Below are 17,697 nucleotides of genomic sequence, written 5' to 3' on the forward strand. Positions count from 1 at the left end.
ATTTCTAATTTGCAATTCTTTTTTCCAAAAGTACAACATTTTCTACATGATGCGTTTGCGGAAACATATCTACCGGACGAACACGTGTAACACTATATTTTTCATCCATCAAGGCCAAATCTCTAGCTTGTGTTGCCGAGTTACAACTTACATAAACCACTTTCTCTGGAGCAATTTTCATAATTTGTTCCACTACGTCTTTGTGCATTCCATCTCGTGGTGGATCGGTAATAATCACATCTGGATGACCATGCGTTTTGATGAACTCTTCGTTAAACACATTTTTCATATCACCAACATAAAATTCGCAGTTGGTAATATTGTTGCGTTTCGCATTTTCTTTGGCATCGGCAATGGCTTCAGGAACGGCTTCTACACCAATAACTTTCTTTGCTTGCTTTGATACAAACTGTGCTATGGTTCCAGTTCCGGTATATAAATCATATACCAGCTCGTTGCCTGTTAAACCAGCAAATTCTCGGGATATTTTATACAATTCATACGCTTGGTCTGAATTGGTTTGATAGAACGATTTAGCATTAATACTAAAATGCAAACCTTCCATTTCTTCCAAAATATAATCGCGACCTTTATACAAAATGATGTTTTGGTCATAAAGCGTATCGTTGGCTTTACTGTTGATGACATATTGCAGCGAAGTGATTTGTGGAAACTTCTCGTAAACAAAATCCAAAAGCAACTCGCGGTTGGCTTTATCGTCTTCAAAAAATTGAATCAACACCATAATTTCACCAGTAGAAGCGGTTCGCATCATCAGTGTTCTCAACAAACCTGCGTGATTTCGAGCATTAAAAAACGTCATGCCTTTTTCGGTAGCAAAATCTCTAATGGCGTTTCTGATTTCGTTAGACGGATCTTCTTGTAAGTGACATTTTTCGATGTCTAGAATCTTATCCCACATTTTTGGAATGTGAAAACCTAAAGCATTCTTTTGAAACGACTCGCCCGAAGCAATTTCTTCATTGGTTAACCAACGCGAATCTGAAAAACCAAACTCCATTTTGTTGCGGTAGAAAAACTGTTTTTCAGAACCTAATATTGGTTCAAAGTCGGGTAGTGGTATTTTGCCAATACGTTTCAGGTTGTTATACACTTCCTGATTTTTGTAGAACAATTGCTGGCTGTAGTTCATGTTTTGCCATTTGCAACCGCCACAAACACCAAAGTGCTGACAAACGGGTTCAACACGATGCTCTGATAATTCATGAAACTTTATGGCTTTGCCTTCGTAGTAGGCTTTTCGTTTCTTAAACGTTTGCACATCTACCACATCACCCGGAACTACATTAGGGATAAAGATTACTTGACCTTCGGGAGCTTTGGCTACCGAAACACCTTTGGCGCCAGCATCAAGAACTTTTATATTTTCAAAGATTACTTTCTTGGTTTCTTTTCTTCTCATGGCGCAAAAATAGAGAAAGTTTATCAGTTATTAAATCAAATCTTAATGTAGTGTTTAAATAATTGTTACCTATTAAATATTTTTATAGATTTTATTTATCATATCACAAAATGTAGTATTTTCGCACTACATTAATAACAACAAAACATGAAAAAATTATTAGTATTAGTAGCGGTTTTTGTTAGTTCTTTGGCTATTGCTCAAGGAAACACCAATACAAGTTCAAGTTCCAAACCAGTGAAGTTTGGATTAAAGTTAGGATTCAATTTAGCTAAATTAACAGATTCTGAGAGTGCAGATGTTGAAACAAAATCTAGAATTGGTGTTAATATTGGTGGATTTCTGTACTATAAGTTCAGTGAAAAGTTTGCTTTTCAACCAGAATTAGTATATAGTACGCAAGGATTAGTGCAACAAGGTTCATCTGAAGGAATAAATGTAGATATTACCTATAGAATGGATTATATATTGCTTCCATTGATGGTTAAATATTATCCAGCTAAAGATTTTTATATTGAGTTAGGACCTCAATTAGGTTTTAATGTCAAAAAAGAGCTTGAAGCTGAAGGAAACGGGCAATCATTAACTTGGGATACAGATGATTTTTTTGACCAAAACAATATTGATGCAAAAACCAATACTTTCGATTTTGGATTGAATTTTGGTTTAGGTTATGAATTTAAAAATGGTTTAGGCATCGGCGGAAGATATGCTTTGGGACTCACTAAAGTTTTTGAAGGAAATGATGTAGTTGACGGAAATGGTTCTTCACAAAATATTAAAAACTCTGTATTTAGTCTAGGTTTAGCCTATAGATTTAACTAATTAGTTATTACAATATAAAAAAGCATCGCACTTGCGGTGCTTTTTTTATGTCCAAATCATAAATATTTGTTAAATATCACATAAAGGTAATACTACAAAAACAATTTAAACGTTTTGATAATGAGGTGCACACTCAAAATGATTATTTATTAATTTAATAAAAGTGTAAAATGGCTCGACAAAATTTAATTTCAGCCGGTACAGATGATACTACAATTGAAAATGCAATTACGGGTATCAAGACTGTGAAAGATCTTTTTCCTTTTTTGCTGAACCTTTCAGCCGAAGAGCGAAAAAGATTTCGAAAGATGGGTCCAAAAAGTGTGGACTATGTTAATGACAATCTAGCAGCGGGTAATCAGTTTCCTTCTAGTTTGCCATCTGATTTTCCTTTATCAGAATTTGGGAAAGATGTTCAACTCATTAACAAATTGTATCCTTTGTTAGTAGCTTCACAGGCGCTAACAGAAGGTTTGAACGACACTATTCTAGCGTTAGGTTCTGATGCTATGAAAGAAGCTGACGAAGTATATAATTATTTGAAATTGGCTGCTAAAAAAGATGCTAATGCTAAAGAAATGGTTATACAAATAGGCAAACGTTTTAAAGGTCAGGGCAAAAAGAAGCCCGAGTAATCGTATAACTCTAAACCTAAACCAGCCAAAAAGTGCTGGTTTTTTTATGTCCATATCTGAAGTTCTCTTCCGAAGTGAACTTGTTCTCTAAAAAAGGAAGGCAATTCTGTTCGAAAGAGAAGTAGTTCTCCTTAGAAGCAAACAAGTTCTCTAAATCACTAAACCAGTTCACTGAAAAAGGAAACTAGGTTCTCTTATTCAGAGAAACAGTTTAGAAAAATAGGGAAGCAGTGCTCTAAAAAAGGAAACCAACTCTCTGATTTTGTGAATAAGTTCTCTGAAAAGGAGAACTATAACTTGAATTATTAATTTATGAAATTAGTATCTTTGAGAATACTAGAAACCACAACTTTATGAAACACTTAGCACTTCTTCGCGGCATCAACGTATCGGGTCATAAAATGATTAAAATGGAAGAGTTGCGCAAAGCGTTGGAAAGCATTGGGTTTACTAATGTGAGTACTTATATACAATCAGGAAATGTTTTTGTAGATAGCGATGAAGAAAGCGCAGCCAAAGTTGGATTTTTGATAAAACAAGAGATATATAAAACCTTTGGTCACGATGTTCCTGTGATTATGGTAACCAAAGACGATTTGCAAGCATGCTTAGAACGAAACGAGTTCCTGAACGAAAGCGATGTTGATTTAAAAAAATTGTATGTATCGTTTATTTCTTCAGAGTTGCCCGAAAACATGATAACGCAGCTCAATCTTAACTTTATAGAACCCGATAAAATTCAACTGGATGGAAGAAGGATTTATTTGAAGTATGATATTTCGCCTGCAAAGACCAAACTCGACAACAAATGGATAGAAAAAAGCATGAATGTAGTTTCTACCACGCGCAATTGGAACACGGTGAATAAGTTGTTGGAACTTTTTGGCGATTAGAGGTTATAAATTGTAAATTAGCTTTAAAAAATCTTCAGTATGAATTCTAAAAAGACGTTTACTTCTGCCATTTCGGGAGTAGAATTTCCAGAAAAAGATAAAGTAGTTGGTTGCGATATTCGCTTTCCTATTTTTAATCTAATCAAAGCCGATTATCCTGATTTTAATGAAAAACAATTCATTTCAACGAATGAATTAAACATCTACAGAGAACGCTATATTAGCAAATTTCTTCAAACCGAAGTAAGCCAGTTGTCCAGTATTCACAAGCAAGTAATTGATTCATTGTCTGATGATACTTCGTTTGTTTCTAAAGTAGAAGACGAAGTTGACAACAGAACTTTTGGACAAGTAATCGCCGATAAAGTAGCCGACTTTGGTGGTAGCTGGACGTTTATTATTTCGTTTTTAGTATTCATATCCATTTGGATTGGCGCCAATATTTTTATCCTTTTAAATAAAGGGTTTGACCCATATCCATTCATACTATTGAATTTGATATTATCGTGTGTTGCAGCGTTGCAAGCGCCAGTAATCATGATGAGTCAAAACAGACAGGAAGAAAAAGACCGAGATCGTGCAAAAAAAGATTATATGATTAACTTAAAATCAGAATTAGAAATTAGAATGTTGGATGAAAAGTTAGACCATTTAATCATGCACCAACAGCAAGAATTGATTGAGGTACAAAAGGTTCAAATAGAAATGATGAACGACATACTGGAACGAATAAAGAAGTAAAATTGGTTTTCAATTCGCAATTAAATTATACTTTTGTTATACCTATGGATGATTTCTCTCCAAAAGAAGGAATTGATAATTTAAAATAGCCTGAAAAGAGTTTAGGCAAAAAAATTAAAAACAATGTCAGTTTTAGAAAAAATGAGTTCAGCGGATGCAATAGCATTAGAAAACAAGTATGGTGCACACAATTATCATCCGTTGCCTGTAGTATTGAGTAGAGGTGAAGGTGTTTATGTTTGGGATGTAGAAGGAAAAAAGTATTATGATTTTTTATCGGCTTATTCGGCGGTAAATCAAGGTCATTGTCATCCAAAGATTGTAAATGCAATGATTAATCAAGCGCAAACCTTGACACTTACGAGTAGAGCATTTTATAATGATAAGCTTGGCGTTTATGAAGAATTCATTACTAATTATTTTGGATTTGATAAAGTATTACCAATGAATACAGGTGCTGAAGCAGTTGAAACAGCTTTAAAAATCTGTAGAAAATGGGCTTATGAAAAGAAAGGTATTGATGAAAACCAGGCACAAATTATTGTTTGTGATGGAAACTTCCACGGAAGAACTACTACCATTATTTCTTTCTCCAATGATGAAAACGCCAGAAAGAATTTTGGACCTTACACGGCAGGATTTATAAAAATACCTTATGATGATATTGATGCTTTAGAAAAAGCCATTAATTCATCTAAAAACATTGCAGGATTCTTAGTAGAACCCATTCAAGGTGAAGCTGGAGTTTACGTTCCTAGTGAAGGATATTTATCAAAGGCAAAAGCACTTTGTGAAGCTAATAATGTTTTATTTATTGCTGATGAAGTACAAACAGGTATTGCAAGAACAGGAAAATTATTAGCAGTAAATCACGAAAATGTGCAACCCGATATTTTAATATTAGGAAAAGCTATTTCTGGCGGTGCATATCCAGTTTCGGCGGTATTAGCAAACGATTCAATAATGAATGTAATCAAACCTGGTCAACATGGTTCTACTTTTGGTGGAAATCCGGTTGCTGCAGCAGTTGCAATTGCTGCTTTAGAAGTAGTAAAAGATGAAAAGTTAGCTGAAAACGCAGAACGATTAGGAAAATTATTCCGTTCAGAATTAGCTAAATATATTGAAACATCAAATATTGCAACATTAGTTCGTGGTAAAGGTTTATTAAATGCAGTAGTAATTAACGATACTGAAGAAAGTGATACCGCTTGGAATATTTGTATGGCATTACGTGATAATGGATTATTAGCCAAACCAACTCACGGAAATATTATCCGTTTTGCGCCACCATTAGTAATGAATGAAGAACAATTATTAGATTGTGTTTCTATTATTATTACTACTTTAAAGCAATTTGAAAAGTAATCAATTAAACTTTATAACCAACCAAAAACCAAACTTTATGGAAGAACAAAACAAAATTGAATTGAATGAATTAGCAATGGATTCATTAAGAACAAGTGCAAAATGGAGTACTTTTCTAGCTATTATTGGATTTATCGGAATTGGGTTTATGCTAATAGCGGCTTTATTTGTAGGCACTGCTTTTTCAGCCATGTCTAATCAACCTGAATTACAAGGCTTAGAAGGAATGGAAGGTATGCAAGAAATGCAAAACATGAATCCAGTATTTGGAATCATGAAATACATGCCTATTCTTTATGTACTCATTGCGGTTATTTATTTTTTCCCAGTCTATTATTTATTCAAATATGCATCAGGAATGAAAAAAGCGCTTAATTTTAGAAATAGCGAAATGGTTGCAGATGCATTGACTTATTTAAAATCGCATCATAAGTTTTTAGGAATTATGACTATCGTAGTGATTTCACTATACATTCTGTTTATGATTGGTATGGTGCTTTTTGCAGCAAGTATGGCTTCAAGCATGATGTAATACTAAAAAATAAAGTTTTAATTAAACCAGCTATTTCGGCTGGTTTTTTTATTTTTGATGAAAATAGTTGATATGAAAAAGTTTGCATTACCTTTTATAATAGTTGCCATAATTATTGGGATTTATGAATATTCAAAAGTAAAACCAAATATGTATGTGGTGATTGTGGTAATTGTACTTTTCATGTTTGGAATGTTTCAGTTGAATTCAAAAATTCCAAGTAAGTTTAGTGACGAAGAAGAAAACGATACTGAAGAAAATGATTAAAATTGGTGATAAAGTTTCGGTTTTAGATGATGCTATTGATGGTGTAGTAACTGCCGTTAATGGTAAAACTATAACCATAGATACAACAGATGGTTTTGAATTAAACTTTCAGGAAAACGAATTAATAGTAATTGGCAACAAAGAATTAAGTATTAATTTCAATAAAAAAGAGATTGTTAACCAAAAAGAAATTGCAAAACCAAATTATATAAACAGAGAAAAAAAATCTAAGAAAGAAGTTCCTGTTCCTGATTTTGATTTGCATATTGAGAAACTAGTAAAAAATCATAAATCATTATCTAACCACGAAATTCTAACTATTCAAACAGAAACAGCAAAACGTCACATTGATTTTGCAATCAGAAACAGAATTCCAAAAATTGTATTAATCCATGGAGTAGGTGAAGGCATTCTTAAAGCTGAATTAGACTTTCTATTAGGAAGATATGATTCAATTACTTTTCAAGAGGCCAATTATCAAAAATATGGTCAAGGTGCAACAGAAGTTTATTTCAAACAAAATAAATAATAAAAAAAAGTCTCGAGAAATCGAGACTTTTTAACTTTAACTAAACTAACCAATTTATTTATTAAACATAAATTTATTAAGCAATATTACTCTCTTGTCCAACGATAGTTTTTAAAACTTTTTTGATTAATACTTTATTTGTTGGAATTCCAGAGTTGATTAAATTCTTTTTATCAAAAGATAAAGTTGATTTTTTATCTTGAGAAGATGTTTTTGTACTTCCTACGAACCAAATTGCAAATTCAGTAGAAGTAGAAGCTACAGTATCTGTAACAATTGTTGTTGGCTCAACAATAGAAACAGTTTCTTTAGTTTCTTGAGAAAACATAGCAGAAGATGATAAAAACATCACAACAAATAATACAAACATTTTCATGTTAGAAGAATTTTTTTGAGTTATAGTGTTAGTAGTTTTCATAATCTTTATGTTTTTTCGTTTTAATTACATTTCAAAGATATGTCGACACCTAGTTTTGGGACAATTTTTTCGATAACTAACCCAAATTGTCGTTTAATCGACAAAACCAATGATATCAGGGGTTTTCAGCGTATTTTTTTTGCCGTTAATCTATGAAATGTTAAAAAAACGTGTATTTCATCGATGAAATTCCAATAAATTCCATGAACTACAACTTCTGAAGCCTAAACTGATTCTATAATTGTAAAAACTCGTAAAATCTTAGTAAATTAGCATACTGATATAAGTAAAGAATAAAAAAATGAAAGTTGAGCAAAAAGGAAATAGCACTTTAATTAAAAATACACAATACAATACTGCTGAGTTTATAACAAAGCTTTCTCATGAATACAACAGTTTTAAAGATCAGAATTTAATTGTTGACCTTTCATTCGATAATGATTTACAATTAGAAGATGTTAAGTCTTTTTCAGATTTAATAAAAAAACATAAAAAGGCTAAAAAGTCATTTGTGCTTGTTGCTAATGATTTTGATTTCAATGCTGTTCCCAATAATATTACTTTAGTTCCATCTGTTTTAGAAGCACATGATATTATTGAAATGGAAGAGATTGAAAGAGATTTAGGTTTTTAAAACCACGATACAACTTAACTTAATAAATGAAATTAACCATTTTGGGCTGTTACGCAGCTACACCAAGAACAATAACCAATCCTACAGCGCAAGTTTTAGAAATAAGAAATAGAATGTTTCTTATTGATTGTGGTGAAGGAACGCAAGTGCAACTCAGAAGAAATAAAATAAAGTTTTCAAAAATAAACCACATCTTTATTTCTCATTTGCATGGTGACCATTTTTATGGTTTGGTTGGATTGGTTTCTACCTTTATGTTATTGAACAGACAAACAGATTTACATATCTATGGTCCAAAAGGAATTAAAGAAATTATATTACTGCAATTAAAATATTCAAATTCATATACAGGTTATAATTTGTTTTTCCATGAACTGGAATCAAAAGAAAGCGAAGTGATTTATGAAGACGATAAAGTTTTGGTAAAAACAATTCCTTTAAAACATAGAATTTATACCAATGGTTATTTGTTTGAAGAAAAACCAAAGGAAAGAAAACTAAATATTGCTGCTGTTGAAGAATTTAAAATCGAGAAGTGTTACTATCAAAATATAAAAAATGGAAAAGATATTACACTTGAAAATGGTAAAACTATTCTAAACGAACAGTTGACATTCAATCCTATTCCAGCAATGAAATATGCTTTTTGTAGTGATACCATGTATGATGAATCGATTGTGTCTATTATAAAGAATGTAGATATATTATATCATGAAACTACGTTTTTAGAATCAGAAGCCGATAAAGCATTAAAAACAATGCACAGTACAGCTAAAGAAGCTGCATTAATAGCAAAGAAAGCTAAAGTTAAAGAATTGATTTTAGGACATTACAGCACTCGATATGATTCTATAGAATTATTTAAAGAAGAAGCAGAAACAATTTTTTCAAATGTTATTTTAGCCGATGATGGAAAAACATTTGATTTTAATAACTAATTAGTTGATTACAGAATGAAAGATTTGAGCAATTATAGAAAGTCTTATGAAAAAAGTGAACTTTTAGAATCGAGTATTCCTGAAGATCCTATAAATTTATTTCACAAGTGGTTTTACGAAGTAGAAGAGTTTGGAAATATTGAAGAAGTAAACGCAATGACTGTTTCAACCATTGGTTTAGATGGTTTTCCAAAAAGTAGAGTAGTGCTGTTGAAAAAATTTAATGAAGAAGGTTTTATCTTTTACACTAACTACAATTCCGAAAAAGGAAAAGCCATACAAAACAATCCAAACATTTGTCTATCTTTTTTTTGGCATAGTATGGAACGACAAGTTATAATTAAAGGAATTGCCGAAAAAACAGCTGAAATTGTTTCAGATAATTATTTTCAATCACGACCAGATGGAAGTAAGCTTGGAGCATTAGTGTCATCACAAAGTGAAATTATTCCTTCCAGAGAATATTTAGACGACAAATTAAAAGAATTAGAGAAACAATTTGAAGGTAAAGAAATTCCGCGTCCTGACTTTTGGGGTGGATTTTTAGTAAAACCATTGGAAGTTGAATTTTGGCAAGGTCGACCAAATAGACTTCACGACAGAATAAGATATAAACAACTTGACAATTTTTCATGGATAATAGAAAGGTTGTCTCCGTGAAATTGTATAAACATTAACGCAAATTATATAAGCCACTTTTTTAAGTGGTTTATATTTTTGGAAACGTTTTGAAAGCAATATTTTTTCTAAAAATGCATTTTGATTTATAATTTTCAAATTATCGACGAACTGCATTTATGTAAGATATAATCTTATAAATATAAATAAAAAATGTATTTCATCGATTTTATTTGTAATTTAAACGATGTTTTGCGTAGTATTGCTGAACCAAATCAATCAATACGTTCTGTCAATATTAATCTCAATAAAGTGTTTGCCCCACATCTACTTTATTAAAAACTTAACCTACTACTATGAAAGCAAAAATGTTTAGAGCATTGTTGCCGTTAGCAATTGTGTTCACTATGGTATCTTGTTCATCAGATGATTCATCTGCTACTTCTTCCGCAAAGCTTGTTACGGAGTACAACTACAATGAAACTGAAAGTCGTTTAGTTCAACTTATCAACGATTACAGACAATCTATAGGATTAAACAGTTTAGAAGTTATCAATCATATTTCATATACTTCAGAAGGTCACAATGAATACATGATTGAAAAACAAGCCTTAAGTCACGATTACTTTCAACAAAGAGCCGATAACTTAATTCAAGTATTGGGAGCAGAAAGAGTTGCAGAAAATGTAGCTTACAATTATGTTACCCCAGAAAGCGCATTTGCCGCTTGGAAAAACAGCCCTGGACATAGAGCCAATATCGAAGGTGATTTTACTCACTTTGGTATTTCTGTAACTATCGACCCAGAAACAGGCAGAAAATTTTACACTAATATGTTTATAAAAAAATAGTTTGATTATTGTTTTGTTTGATTTTGACAGATCTTTAGAAACCCATTCATTGTGAATGGGTTTTTATTTTGTCTAAAACTTTAATTTTGATTTTAATTTTAAGAACAGCAAAGCAATAGAATAGGCATCATCTAAGGCTGAATTTTTTTCTGCAATAGGTATTTTATATGATTTAATTAAATCATCAAGCGAAAATGGTTTATTGATATCTTCATATAATTTTTGATGCATTATTTCAATATCCAATGCTTCATTTTTAATCTTTCCGCATTCCATTTTTTCTAATGCTTCATTAATCATTTCGATGTCAAAATGTATTCTGTGGCCAACTAATGTAGCGTTTCCAATATAATTTATTAATTCTTCAATGGCATTTGGTTCGGCAAATTTTGGTAATTTACTTTCAATAATAAATTCATTAGACAATCCATTATCGTGAAGGTATTTATATTGCAGAATAACCAATTCTAAAGAATCGTTTACTTTAATTATTTCATTTTCAATACCAATAGCACCAAAAGAAAGAATGACATCTTTTTTTGGATTTAACCCACTAGTTTCTGTATTCAGAATGACATATCTTTTAGATTTTGTTTCAAATTTTTCAAGATATTTTTTCCAAAATTCCGGATATTCTTTATTGATGTTTTTAATCCAATCAAACATTATGAAAACTGAGTTAATTGAAATTTATCTTTAATTAATTCTTCCAATTCTTTCATTGGCATTAAAGCATTTTTAAGTTTTTCTTTGTCAATTTTTGACAATTCATCCAAATTAATATATTCGCCTGAATTATCATTTTTTAGACCTTCAAGTGTTCTAAATCCTGTTAAAACCAAGAAAGCTTCAGCGCAATTTAAAAAAATTTCAGAATGCTTTGGATCAATAATTGCCAATTCTTTGAAGCGTAAATAAGTGTTATTAACACCTTTTAATTGCATATTTAGTGCAAACAATCTAGCGCCATCAACCAAAGGCATAATTGCTTTGTTTTTTATATTAAATTTTCCTTTGTGCAAACCTTCTTCTTCAACATTAAACTTTTTGAAGAAGGTAAGTGCAGGTTGTTTTCTTAACGTATCGTTTCCTAAATAATCGAAAAACAGAACACTGTTTTTAGCGTTATTAAAAATAACTTCATTGATTGCTTCTTCAATCTTATTTTCACCCAAAACCATTTCTACGTCAAAGAAAATGCTGCTAATTTCATTTGATTGTTCGCCAGGTGTTTTCATCCAATTGTTATATTGTTTTATCCAATCTGACAACGATTTACACCAAATCATGTTACTTGCCATATGATTGTTTGGACAATATTGAAATCCGATTTTTTCTAAAATTGTTGAAGCACGTTTGGCTAATTTGATAAAATAATCTTTAACATCTCTATATTTATCTTCTGCAACATCTTCAAAAACTAAAATACTATCTTGGTCAGTAAGCAATAATTGCTCTTTTCTTGCTTGGCTTCCAATACTTATCCAACAAAAACGGGCAGGAGGCGAACCTAAATCAAGGATTGCTATTTCAATTGCACGTTTAATAATTGCAATATTAATTTCTCCAGTAATATTGAAAATATGTGGAATAGGGATGTTTTTTGCTATAGAAGACTGAACTAATTCGGTTAATTTTTCTCTAACTTGTTTTAATTCTTTTGGATTTAGCGCTTTTTTAATTTGTTTTATTAAAACACCAGGATTGTTAGATTGGGCAACAACAATATCATGTTCTGAAATTATTCCGGAAACAATTGATTTATCAGAACCATCTTTAGTAACGCATAGATGACTAACATTGTGTTTCAAGAGTAGAAGCTGAGCTTCAGCAACAGAAATACTTTCTGGAACAGTGACAACAGGCGATGACATTATTTTTGAAATACTTGAATTTAGTGGAAATCTACCATTAGCAATTTTACTTCTAAAATCAGTGTCAGTAACAATTCCAATTGGGTAATTATTTTCAATTATAATAGCACTATCAATCAAATTATCAGACATTAATTGAGCAACATCTTTAGAAATTTCATCTTGTGAAATTTTCAATGGTGTTTTGTTATAGCTTAACGACTGAAAGTATTGAATTTCTCCAGTTTTGTTACTGTAAATTCCATCAGAAACAACAGAACCAGTTTCTTTATCAAGAGAATTCCTTGTATTAGAAGCAAAATTTTCTAATAAAAAGTCTAAAACATTAGAATTTTGAGATACAAATGGTTTAAAAATTGAAATAGGGATTGCATATACTATTGAATCTTCTCTGGATTTTGCTGTCATCATGTAATTGTTTTTAGCAAAAAAAGGCCTTAAGCCAAAAACATCACCAGCATAACATTTGTTTAATAAAATTTCTTCACCATCAGCAAGAAAAGTTAAATTAACAACACCAGAAGCAACAACATAAAAGCTATCATGTAATTTTTCATCAGCCTGAAATAATGTTTTATTTTTTTCTAGATTAATAATTCCGATACTGGTTGTAATGTGAATTAGTTCATCATTTGATAAGAAACTAAATGGCTGATATTCTTTTAAAAAATTTGCGATGTTTTCTGCAATCGTATTCATTTTGTATAATAAAAGATTATAGACAAATTTACATATTGATAATTAACCTTATAGTATTATTTAAAAGTTTTTTAAGATTGTTATAAACAAATAGAAAGCAAGTTTTGAAATATTCTATTTTACATAATATAAATTATAGTCAAATCACGTAATTTAAAAAGACGTAGATTTATTTGATTTATTATGTTAATTAACAATGTGTTATGATTAATTATATAAACTAATAATTCTTTTCTCTGTACTGTTTACTAATCTCTGATGACAATTTTTGTTTGTAATCTTCAATAAGCCATTCGCGATAATTCTTGCTAGTTTTTCCTAAACAATTTATAAAGTTTTTTACGCGGCTATCAATATCATCTGAAAGTAATTTTGAAAGTAATTTTGCTTCATATAATTCTTCAGAATTCTCTAAACACATTGTTGCATGTTGTTTTATTGATTTTTCTAAAACAACTTTTGAACGCTGATTTAAAGCTAAATTCTTTTTAAATTCTTCTTCCATGTCAAATGAAATGTCTTTGGATTTTTTGAATTTTTTACGAACAGCTTCTGGCATTTCATAATTAAAATTACGCTCAATTTCAGCATCTTCACGAAGATTTTCAAGAAAATATTCTGGATACTTAAAAATATATTGCCAATCAACCGGTTCATTCCATAAACCAAATCGTAAAGCATTGTTTCCTAAATCAATAACCGTAAATTCATCTTTATTGGCTAATTTTCTTGAACCACGGCCAATCATTTGAAAATATAAAGTCAATGATTTTGTTGCTCTATTAAGAATGATAGTTTCAACCGTTGGTTCGTCAAATCCTGTTGTTAATATTCCAACAGAAGTCAAAATTGCATCTGGTGTGTGTTTAAACCATTTGAGAATTTCTTTTCTATCATCATTAGAAGTTGTATTATCTAAATGTTTAATTGGATAACCAGCTTCTTTGAAAGTATCGTAAACATAAAGCGATGTATTGATACCATTATTGAAAATCAAAGTCTTTTTTCCCAATGATTTTTCAGTATATGCATGCAAAAGTTTGTCTTGCATAACCATGTTCATATACAAATCATCAGATGATTTTACGGTATAATCACCATTGATGCCAACTTTTAAAGAAGTTAATCCAACATCATAACTATAAGTAACTGCTTTTGCTAAAAAACCTTTATCAATCAATGATTGTATTGTATCACCAACGATTAGTTCGTTATAATTTTGATACATTGGTAATTTAATATTTGAACTCAATGGCGTTGCTGTAACTCCAAGAATAAAAGATTTTTTAAACTGACTAAATAACTTTCTAAAGGAATTATAATGAGCTTCATCAATGATTACTAAACCAACATTATCAATAATAAGTTTTTCATCTTTCAATCTGTTTTTTAGTGTTTCAACCATTGCAACAAAACAAGAATATTCATGTTGATCAGGTAATTCTTTGATGTTACTATTAATGATTTTGTTTTTAACATCAAAACTTGTTAGCATTTTTGAAGTTTGCTTACAAAGCTCTATTCGATGTGTAAGAACAACAACTTTTTTGTTGAATTTTGAAATATATTGTCTAACAATTTCTGAGAAAATGACAGTTTTTCCGCCGCCTGTTGGCAATTGATAAAGCAAATGATGATTGCTTGGAGCAGTATCAAGTTTATCAAAAATTTTATTGATATCAATTTCTTGATATTTATAAAGTTCTTTTTTGTCTTCTAATTCGGAAAGAAAATCTTTTTTAGACATGTCATTTTTGCTAATTCGCAAAATTACACTTAAAAAAAGGTTATAGAAAATTTAAATGATTTATTTACAAAAAATTAATGTTAAAGCTTTTCAAGAAGTGCTTTGAATTCAAATTCATTCATCCAATTTTGTTCAGAAACTTCGATTTCAATAGCTTTAATTCGTTCTTTGAAATCATAATAAATTCCTTTTTCAACTACAAATTCAATTGCTTGCTTAAAAGTGTTAAACATTGATTTATAGAATGCTTCTTGTTTTATTGGCTTTTCAGCAGTAAAAGATTGTGCAATTTCAATAGAAAAAAGCATGATGTCAGCAATAACAAACGAATCAACTCCTAATTCAATAAAGTGTTTGATGATTTTTTGAGCCACAGAACGACGCATTTTTGGTTTTCTACGAGTAACTGGAAAAAATTCATTAGAAATTTTAACTCTAGCTTCTTTAGAAAGTTTATCTTCATTTGGATTAAAAGCAAAATCGTAATAGATTTTTACGTTTCCAAACTTTTCATAAAGTTCCATGATTTGTTCTTGGAGCTGCTTTTTTGTTAATTCAGACAGATAATTTTTTAAATTTCGTTTGCTCATAAATGTTATTAATATGCCAAAAGTAATAGGTTTTAGTCGCTATTCTATTGTTATTAATTAATTTTGCAATCAAATTATTAAAATGATGACTAAAGTTTTTAAGTTTTTTGCAATTTCTGAAGGAATATCTTATTTGGCTCTTTTTGCTAATATGTTGATTAACAAATCTTATAATCCTGAGTTATATAAAACATTATTATTCCCAATCGGAATGGCGCATGGTGTTTTATTTATTGCTTATGTATTATTTGCATTTATAATTCGAAAAAATCAAAATTGGAATTTAAAAGAATTTGTTTTGGTTCAACTTGCTTCACTCCTACCATTTGGAACTTTTTATGTAGAAAAAAAATTAGTTAGAAATGCATAAACTAATTGAAAAAATATTTGGTTTTATTCCAAGTTTATTTGAACGAAATGATTTAAATGACACTTTAACTATTTATTTAAGTTTACTTCTTAATGTTCTGATTTTATGTATTATATCGTATTTAATATTTTTTATATCTAGAAAAGTATTAATTAGCTTAATGACGATAATTGCAGGACGTACTAAAACAAAATTTGATGATTTTTTAATTACTAATAAGACTGCAAAATTCATCGCCTATTTAATTCCTTTTCTATTCATTTATAAATCGGTTCCAGTCATTTTAGATGATTTTGTTTATTGGGAAAACATATTCAATAAACTCGTTAGAATTTATATTGTAATTCTTTCGCTATGGATTGTTAGAAGTGTTTTAAAAGCATTGAGAGATTATCTAAAACAAAAGCCAAAATTCAGCGATAAACCAATTGATAGTTATATACAAGTAATCATGATTGTATTGTGGTTATTTGGAATTGTGGTGATTATTTTTAAAATATTTGATATTGGAAAGGCAACATTGTTTGGAACTTTAGGAGCAGTTTCTGCTGTAATTATTTTAGTTTTTAGAGATACAATTTTAGGATTTGTTGCCAGTGTTCAAGTTTCTATGAATGATATGGTTCGAATTGGTGATTGGGTTACTTTTGATAAATTTGGTGCAGATGGAGATGTAATTGAGATAAATTTGGCAACAGTTAAAGTCAGAAACTTTGACAACACTACAACTACAATTCCAACGTATAGTTTGATTTCTGATTCTTTTAAGAATTGGCGCGGAATGCAAAATTCAGATGGTAGAAGAATAAAAAGATATATTCTAATCAAGTCAAAATCTATTCGTTTTTTGGACGAGAAAGAATTAGAAAAGTTTAAGAAGATACAATTAATTTCAAATTATATTGATACTAGACAAGTTGAAATTCAAAAGTTTAACACTAGTAACAATATTGACAAATCACTTGCCGTAAACGGTAGAAACATGACTAATTTTGGTCTATTTCGAAAATATATAACAGAATATCTTCATATTCATCCTGGATTAAATAAAGATATGCTGCTTATGTGCAGACAATTGCAACCAACATCACAGGGAATTCCATTAGAGATTTATACTTTTTCAAGTGATAAACGATGGGTAAATTATGAACATATTATGGCAGACATATTTGACCATATTATTGCCTCTACTCCATTCTTTGATTTAGAAATTTTTGAACTACCTACAGATAGTTTTGTAGTTGATGATAAATTAGTCGATTAATCTATCTTTTACATATTCTATTTTAGTTTTTCCGTGAGCTTTTGGTTTTCCATCTTCTCCTAAACTTACCATAGTTATTGAGTCAATTGAAATAATAATTTCTCTAGTCATCATATTTCTAACTTGACAAGTTAATGTTATTGATGAGTTTCCAAATTTCACAACATCTATTCCAATTTCAACTATGTCACCTTGTTTGGCAGAGCTTTTAAAATTAATTTCAGACATATGTTTTGTAACAATTTTGTGGTTTTGTAATTGCACTATTGAATACAAAGCCAATTCTTCATCAATCCAAGCTAATAACCTGCCACCAAATAATGTACTGTTAGGATTTAAATCTTCTGGTTTTACCCATTTTCTAGTATGAAATCTCATTATTTCTTTTTGTTTCAAAATTAAATTAAAATAATAGAACTGCTATATTTTATTAAAATTTACTTTAAAAAATAGAGTTAGATGGTTGAATTTGATGATTATA

21 protein-coding genes are annotated in these 17,697 nt (G+C 30.1%); 14 read left to right on the forward strand and 7 right to left on the reverse strand.

What is annotated here, in order from left to right; all coding sequences use genetic code 11:
- Nucleotides 1-4 precede the first annotated feature (4 nt).
- Entirely contained in the window at nucleotides 5-1,423 is a 1,419-nt protein-coding gene (gene rlmD, locus RN605_RS02225) for a 23S rRNA (uracil(1939)-C(5))-methyltransferase RlmD (protein WP_313321812.1), read from the reverse strand.
- Nucleotides 1,424-1,570: 147 nt separating this feature from the next.
- Here rlmD and RN605_RS02230 point away from each other — a divergent pair, with 147 nt between their 5' ends.
- The 8 genes from RN605_RS02230 to RN605_RS02265 all read left to right on the forward strand — a co-directional run bounded on the left by RN605_RS02230 (nucleotide 1,571) and on the right by RN605_RS02265 (nucleotide 7,213).
- Complete coding sequence (locus RN605_RS02230) at nucleotides 1,571-2,248, forward strand: porin family protein (RefSeq protein ID WP_313321814.1); 678 nt, start codon at nucleotides 1,571-1,573, stop codon at nucleotides 2,246-2,248.
- 170 nt (nucleotides 2,249-2,418) lie between these two features.
- Nucleotides 2,419-2,883 (forward strand): hypothetical protein, encoded by a 465-nt coding sequence (locus tag RN605_RS02235; protein ID WP_313321816.1) that lies wholly within the window; start codon nucleotides 2,419-2,421, stop codon nucleotides 2,881-2,883.
- A 353-nt stretch (nucleotides 2,884-3,236) separates the two neighbouring features.
- Nucleotides 3,237-3,776: a DUF1697 domain-containing protein gene (locus RN605_RS02240; protein WP_313321818.1), complete on the forward strand. Its 540-nt coding sequence runs from the start codon at nucleotides 3,237-3,239 to the stop codon at nucleotides 3,774-3,776.
- Between the two features lie 39 nt (nucleotides 3,777-3,815).
- A complete protein-coding gene (locus tag RN605_RS02245; RefSeq protein ID WP_313321820.1) occupies nucleotides 3,816-4,517 on the forward strand; it encodes a DUF1003 domain-containing protein in 702 nt (233 codons plus the stop codon).
- Nucleotides 4,518-4,640: 123 nt separating this feature from the next.
- Nucleotides 4,641-5,885, forward strand: coding sequence for an ornithine--oxo-acid transaminase (gene rocD / locus RN605_RS02250; RefSeq protein ID WP_313321822.1), 1,245 nt, complete (start codon nucleotides 4,641-4,643; stop codon nucleotides 5,883-5,885).
- Nucleotides 5,886-5,922: 37 nt separating this feature from the next.
- Nucleotides 5,923-6,417, forward strand: a complete 495-nt coding sequence (locus RN605_RS02255) for a DUF5362 family protein (RefSeq protein WP_313321823.1) — start codon at nucleotides 5,923-5,925, stop codon at nucleotides 6,415-6,417.
- Nucleotides 6,418-6,489: 72 nt separating this feature from the next.
- Nucleotides 6,490-6,684, forward strand: coding sequence for a hypothetical protein (locus RN605_RS02260; RefSeq protein ID WP_313321825.1), 195 nt, complete (start codon nucleotides 6,490-6,492; stop codon nucleotides 6,682-6,684).
- Nucleotides 6,677-7,213 carry a Smr/MutS family protein gene (locus RN605_RS02265; protein ID WP_313321827.1) on the forward strand — a complete coding sequence of 179 codons (537 nt, stop codon included), beginning with the start codon at nucleotides 6,677-6,679 and terminating at the stop codon, nucleotides 7,211-7,213. The genes RN605_RS02260 and RN605_RS02265 overlap by 8 nt, the downstream gene beginning before the upstream one ends.
- Before the next feature lie 76 nt (nucleotides 7,214-7,289).
- On the opposite strand, the gene RN605_RS02270 is transcribed toward RN605_RS02265, so the two are convergent.
- Nucleotides 7,290-7,631, reverse strand: coding sequence for a hypothetical protein (locus RN605_RS02270; protein ID WP_313321829.1), 342 nt, complete (start codon nucleotides 7,629-7,631; stop codon nucleotides 7,290-7,292).
- A 301-nt stretch (nucleotides 7,632-7,932) separates the two neighbouring features.
- On the opposite strand from RN605_RS02270, the gene RN605_RS02275 reads away from it, so the two are divergent.
- The 4 genes from RN605_RS02275 to RN605_RS02290 all read left to right on the forward strand — a co-directional run bounded on the left by RN605_RS02275 (nucleotide 7,933) and on the right by RN605_RS02290 (nucleotide 10,672).
- Nucleotides 7,933-8,265 carry a ribonuclease Z gene (locus RN605_RS02275; protein WP_313321831.1) on the forward strand — a complete coding sequence of 111 codons (333 nt, stop codon included), beginning with the start codon at nucleotides 7,933-7,935 and terminating at the stop codon, nucleotides 8,263-8,265.
- Between the two features lie 26 nt (nucleotides 8,266-8,291).
- On the forward strand, nucleotides 8,292-9,203 hold the full coding sequence (locus RN605_RS02280) for a ribonuclease Z (protein ID WP_313321833.1): 912 nt from the start codon (nucleotides 8,292-8,294) through the stop codon (nucleotides 9,201-9,203).
- Nucleotides 9,204-9,218: 15 nt separating this feature from the next.
- On the forward strand, nucleotides 9,219-9,863 hold the full coding sequence (gene pdxH, locus RN605_RS02285) for a pyridoxamine 5'-phosphate oxidase (protein ID WP_313321835.1): 645 nt from the start codon (nucleotides 9,219-9,221) through the stop codon (nucleotides 9,861-9,863).
- Nucleotides 9,864-10,177: 314 nt separating this feature from the next.
- Complete coding sequence (locus RN605_RS02290; protein WP_313321836.1) at nucleotides 10,178-10,672, forward strand: CAP domain-containing protein; 495 nt, start codon at nucleotides 10,178-10,180, stop codon at nucleotides 10,670-10,672.
- Nucleotides 10,673-10,744: 72 nt separating this feature from the next.
- Here RN605_RS02290 and RN605_RS02295 read toward each other — a convergent pair whose 3' ends face one another.
- From RN605_RS02295 to RN605_RS02310, 4 genes are all read right to left on the reverse strand, one after another.
- Nucleotides 10,745-11,338: a 3'-5' exonuclease gene (locus RN605_RS02295; protein ID WP_313321837.1), complete on the reverse strand. Its 594-nt coding sequence runs from the start codon at nucleotides 11,336-11,338 to the stop codon at nucleotides 10,745-10,747.
- On the reverse strand, nucleotides 11,338-13,245 hold the full coding sequence (locus tag RN605_RS02300; RefSeq protein ID WP_313321839.1) for a DUF294 nucleotidyltransferase-like domain-containing protein: 1,908 nt from the start codon (nucleotides 13,243-13,245) through the stop codon (nucleotides 11,338-11,340). Before RN605_RS02300 ends, RN605_RS02295 begins: the two co-directional genes overlap by 1 nt.
- A 220-nt stretch (nucleotides 13,246-13,465) precedes the next feature.
- Nucleotides 13,466-14,992: a DEAD/DEAH box helicase gene (locus RN605_RS02305; protein WP_313321841.1), complete on the reverse strand. Its 1,527-nt coding sequence runs from the start codon at nucleotides 14,990-14,992 to the stop codon at nucleotides 13,466-13,468.
- 80 nt (nucleotides 14,993-15,072) lie between these two features.
- Nucleotides 15,073-15,582 carry a DUF6155 family protein gene (locus RN605_RS02310; RefSeq protein WP_313321843.1) on the reverse strand — a complete coding sequence of 170 codons (510 nt, stop codon included), beginning with the start codon at nucleotides 15,580-15,582 and terminating at the stop codon, nucleotides 15,073-15,075.
- A gap of 85 nt (nucleotides 15,583-15,667) precedes the next feature.
- Here RN605_RS02310 and RN605_RS02315 point away from each other — a divergent pair, with 85 nt between their 5' ends.
- Together RN605_RS02315 and RN605_RS02320 are read left to right on the forward strand one after the other, a co-directional pair.
- Nucleotides 15,668-15,952, forward strand: a complete 285-nt coding sequence (locus RN605_RS02315; RefSeq protein WP_313325779.1) for a DUF3817 domain-containing protein — start codon at nucleotides 15,668-15,670, stop codon at nucleotides 15,950-15,952.
- Nucleotides 15,945-17,216, forward strand: a complete 1,272-nt coding sequence (locus RN605_RS02320) for a mechanosensitive ion channel family protein (protein WP_313321844.1) — start codon at nucleotides 15,945-15,947, stop codon at nucleotides 17,214-17,216. The genes RN605_RS02315 and RN605_RS02320 overlap by 8 nt, the downstream gene beginning before the upstream one ends.
- On the opposite strand, the gene RN605_RS02325 is transcribed toward RN605_RS02320, so the two are convergent.
- Nucleotides 17,205-17,594, reverse strand: coding sequence for an acyl-CoA thioesterase (locus RN605_RS02325; RefSeq protein WP_313321846.1), 390 nt, complete (start codon nucleotides 17,592-17,594; stop codon nucleotides 17,205-17,207). The two genes, RN605_RS02320 and RN605_RS02325, sit on opposite strands and share 12 nt — an antisense overlap.
- Nucleotides 17,595-17,697: the final 103 nt, after the last annotated feature.

Origin of the sequence: Flavobacterium sp. PMTSA4 (assembly GCF_032098525.1) — a bacterium.
GTDB classification, from domain to species: domain Bacteria; phylum Bacteroidota; class Bacteroidia; order Flavobacteriales; family Flavobacteriaceae; genus Flavobacterium; species Flavobacterium capsici.

Bases quoted from the DNA above. Each gene is read 5' to 3' on its own strand.
- rlmD (WP_313321812.1), bottom strand. From the start codon at position 1,423: ATGAGAAGAAAAGAAACCAAGAAAGTAATCTTTGAAAATATAAAAGTT.
- RN605_RS02230 (WP_313321814.1), top strand. From the start codon at position 1,571: ATGAAAAAATTATTAGTATTAGTAGCGGTTTTTGTTAGTTCTTTGGCT.
- RN605_RS02235 (WP_313321816.1), top strand. From the start codon at position 2,419: ATGGCTCGACAAAATTTAATTTCAGCCGGTACAGATGATACTACAATT.
- RN605_RS02240 (WP_313321818.1), top strand. From the start codon at position 3,237: ATGAAACACTTAGCACTTCTTCGCGGCATCAACGTATCGGGTCATAAA.
- RN605_RS02245 (WP_313321820.1), top strand. From the start codon at position 3,816: ATGAATTCTAAAAAGACGTTTACTTCTGCCATTTCGGGAGTAGAATTT.
- rocD (WP_313321822.1), top strand. From the start codon at position 4,641: ATGTCAGTTTTAGAAAAAATGAGTTCAGCGGATGCAATAGCATTAGAA.
- RN605_RS02255 (WP_313321823.1), top strand. From the start codon at position 5,923: ATGGAAGAACAAAACAAAATTGAATTGAATGAATTAGCAATGGATTCA.
- RN605_RS02260 (WP_313321825.1), top strand. From the start codon at position 6,490: ATGAAAAAGTTTGCATTACCTTTTATAATAGTTGCCATAATTATTGGG.
- RN605_RS02265 (WP_313321827.1), top strand. From the start codon at position 6,677: ATGATTAAAATTGGTGATAAAGTTTCGGTTTTAGATGATGCTATTGAT.
- RN605_RS02270 (WP_313321829.1), bottom strand. From the start codon at position 7,631: ATGAAAACTACTAACACTATAACTCAAAAAAATTCTTCTAACATGAAA.
- RN605_RS02275 (WP_313321831.1), top strand. From the start codon at position 7,933: ATGAAAGTTGAGCAAAAAGGAAATAGCACTTTAATTAAAAATACACAA.
- RN605_RS02280 (WP_313321833.1), top strand. From the start codon at position 8,292: ATGAAATTAACCATTTTGGGCTGTTACGCAGCTACACCAAGAACAATA.
- pdxH (WP_313321835.1), top strand. From the start codon at position 9,219: ATGAAAGATTTGAGCAATTATAGAAAGTCTTATGAAAAAAGTGAACTT.
- RN605_RS02290 (WP_313321836.1), top strand. From the start codon at position 10,178: ATGAAAGCAAAAATGTTTAGAGCATTGTTGCCGTTAGCAATTGTGTTC.
- RN605_RS02295 (WP_313321837.1), bottom strand. From the start codon at position 11,338: ATGTTTGATTGGATTAAAAACATCAATAAAGAATATCCGGAATTTTGG.
- RN605_RS02300 (WP_313321839.1), bottom strand. From the start codon at position 13,245: ATGAATACGATTGCAGAAAACATCGCAAATTTTTTAAAAGAATATCAG.
- RN605_RS02305 (WP_313321841.1), bottom strand. From the start codon at position 14,992: ATGTCTAAAAAAGATTTTCTTTCCGAATTAGAAGACAAAAAAGAACTT.
- RN605_RS02310 (WP_313321843.1), bottom strand. From the start codon at position 15,582: ATGAGCAAACGAAATTTAAAAAATTATCTGTCTGAATTAACAAAAAAG.
- RN605_RS02315 (WP_313325779.1), top strand. From the start codon at position 15,668: ATGACTAAAGTTTTTAAGTTTTTTGCAATTTCTGAAGGAATATCTTAT.
- RN605_RS02320 (WP_313321844.1), top strand. From the start codon at position 15,945: ATGCATAAACTAATTGAAAAAATATTTGGTTTTATTCCAAGTTTATTT.
- RN605_RS02325 (WP_313321846.1), bottom strand. From the start codon at position 17,594: ATGAGATTTCATACTAGAAAATGGGTAAAACCAGAAGATTTAAATCCT.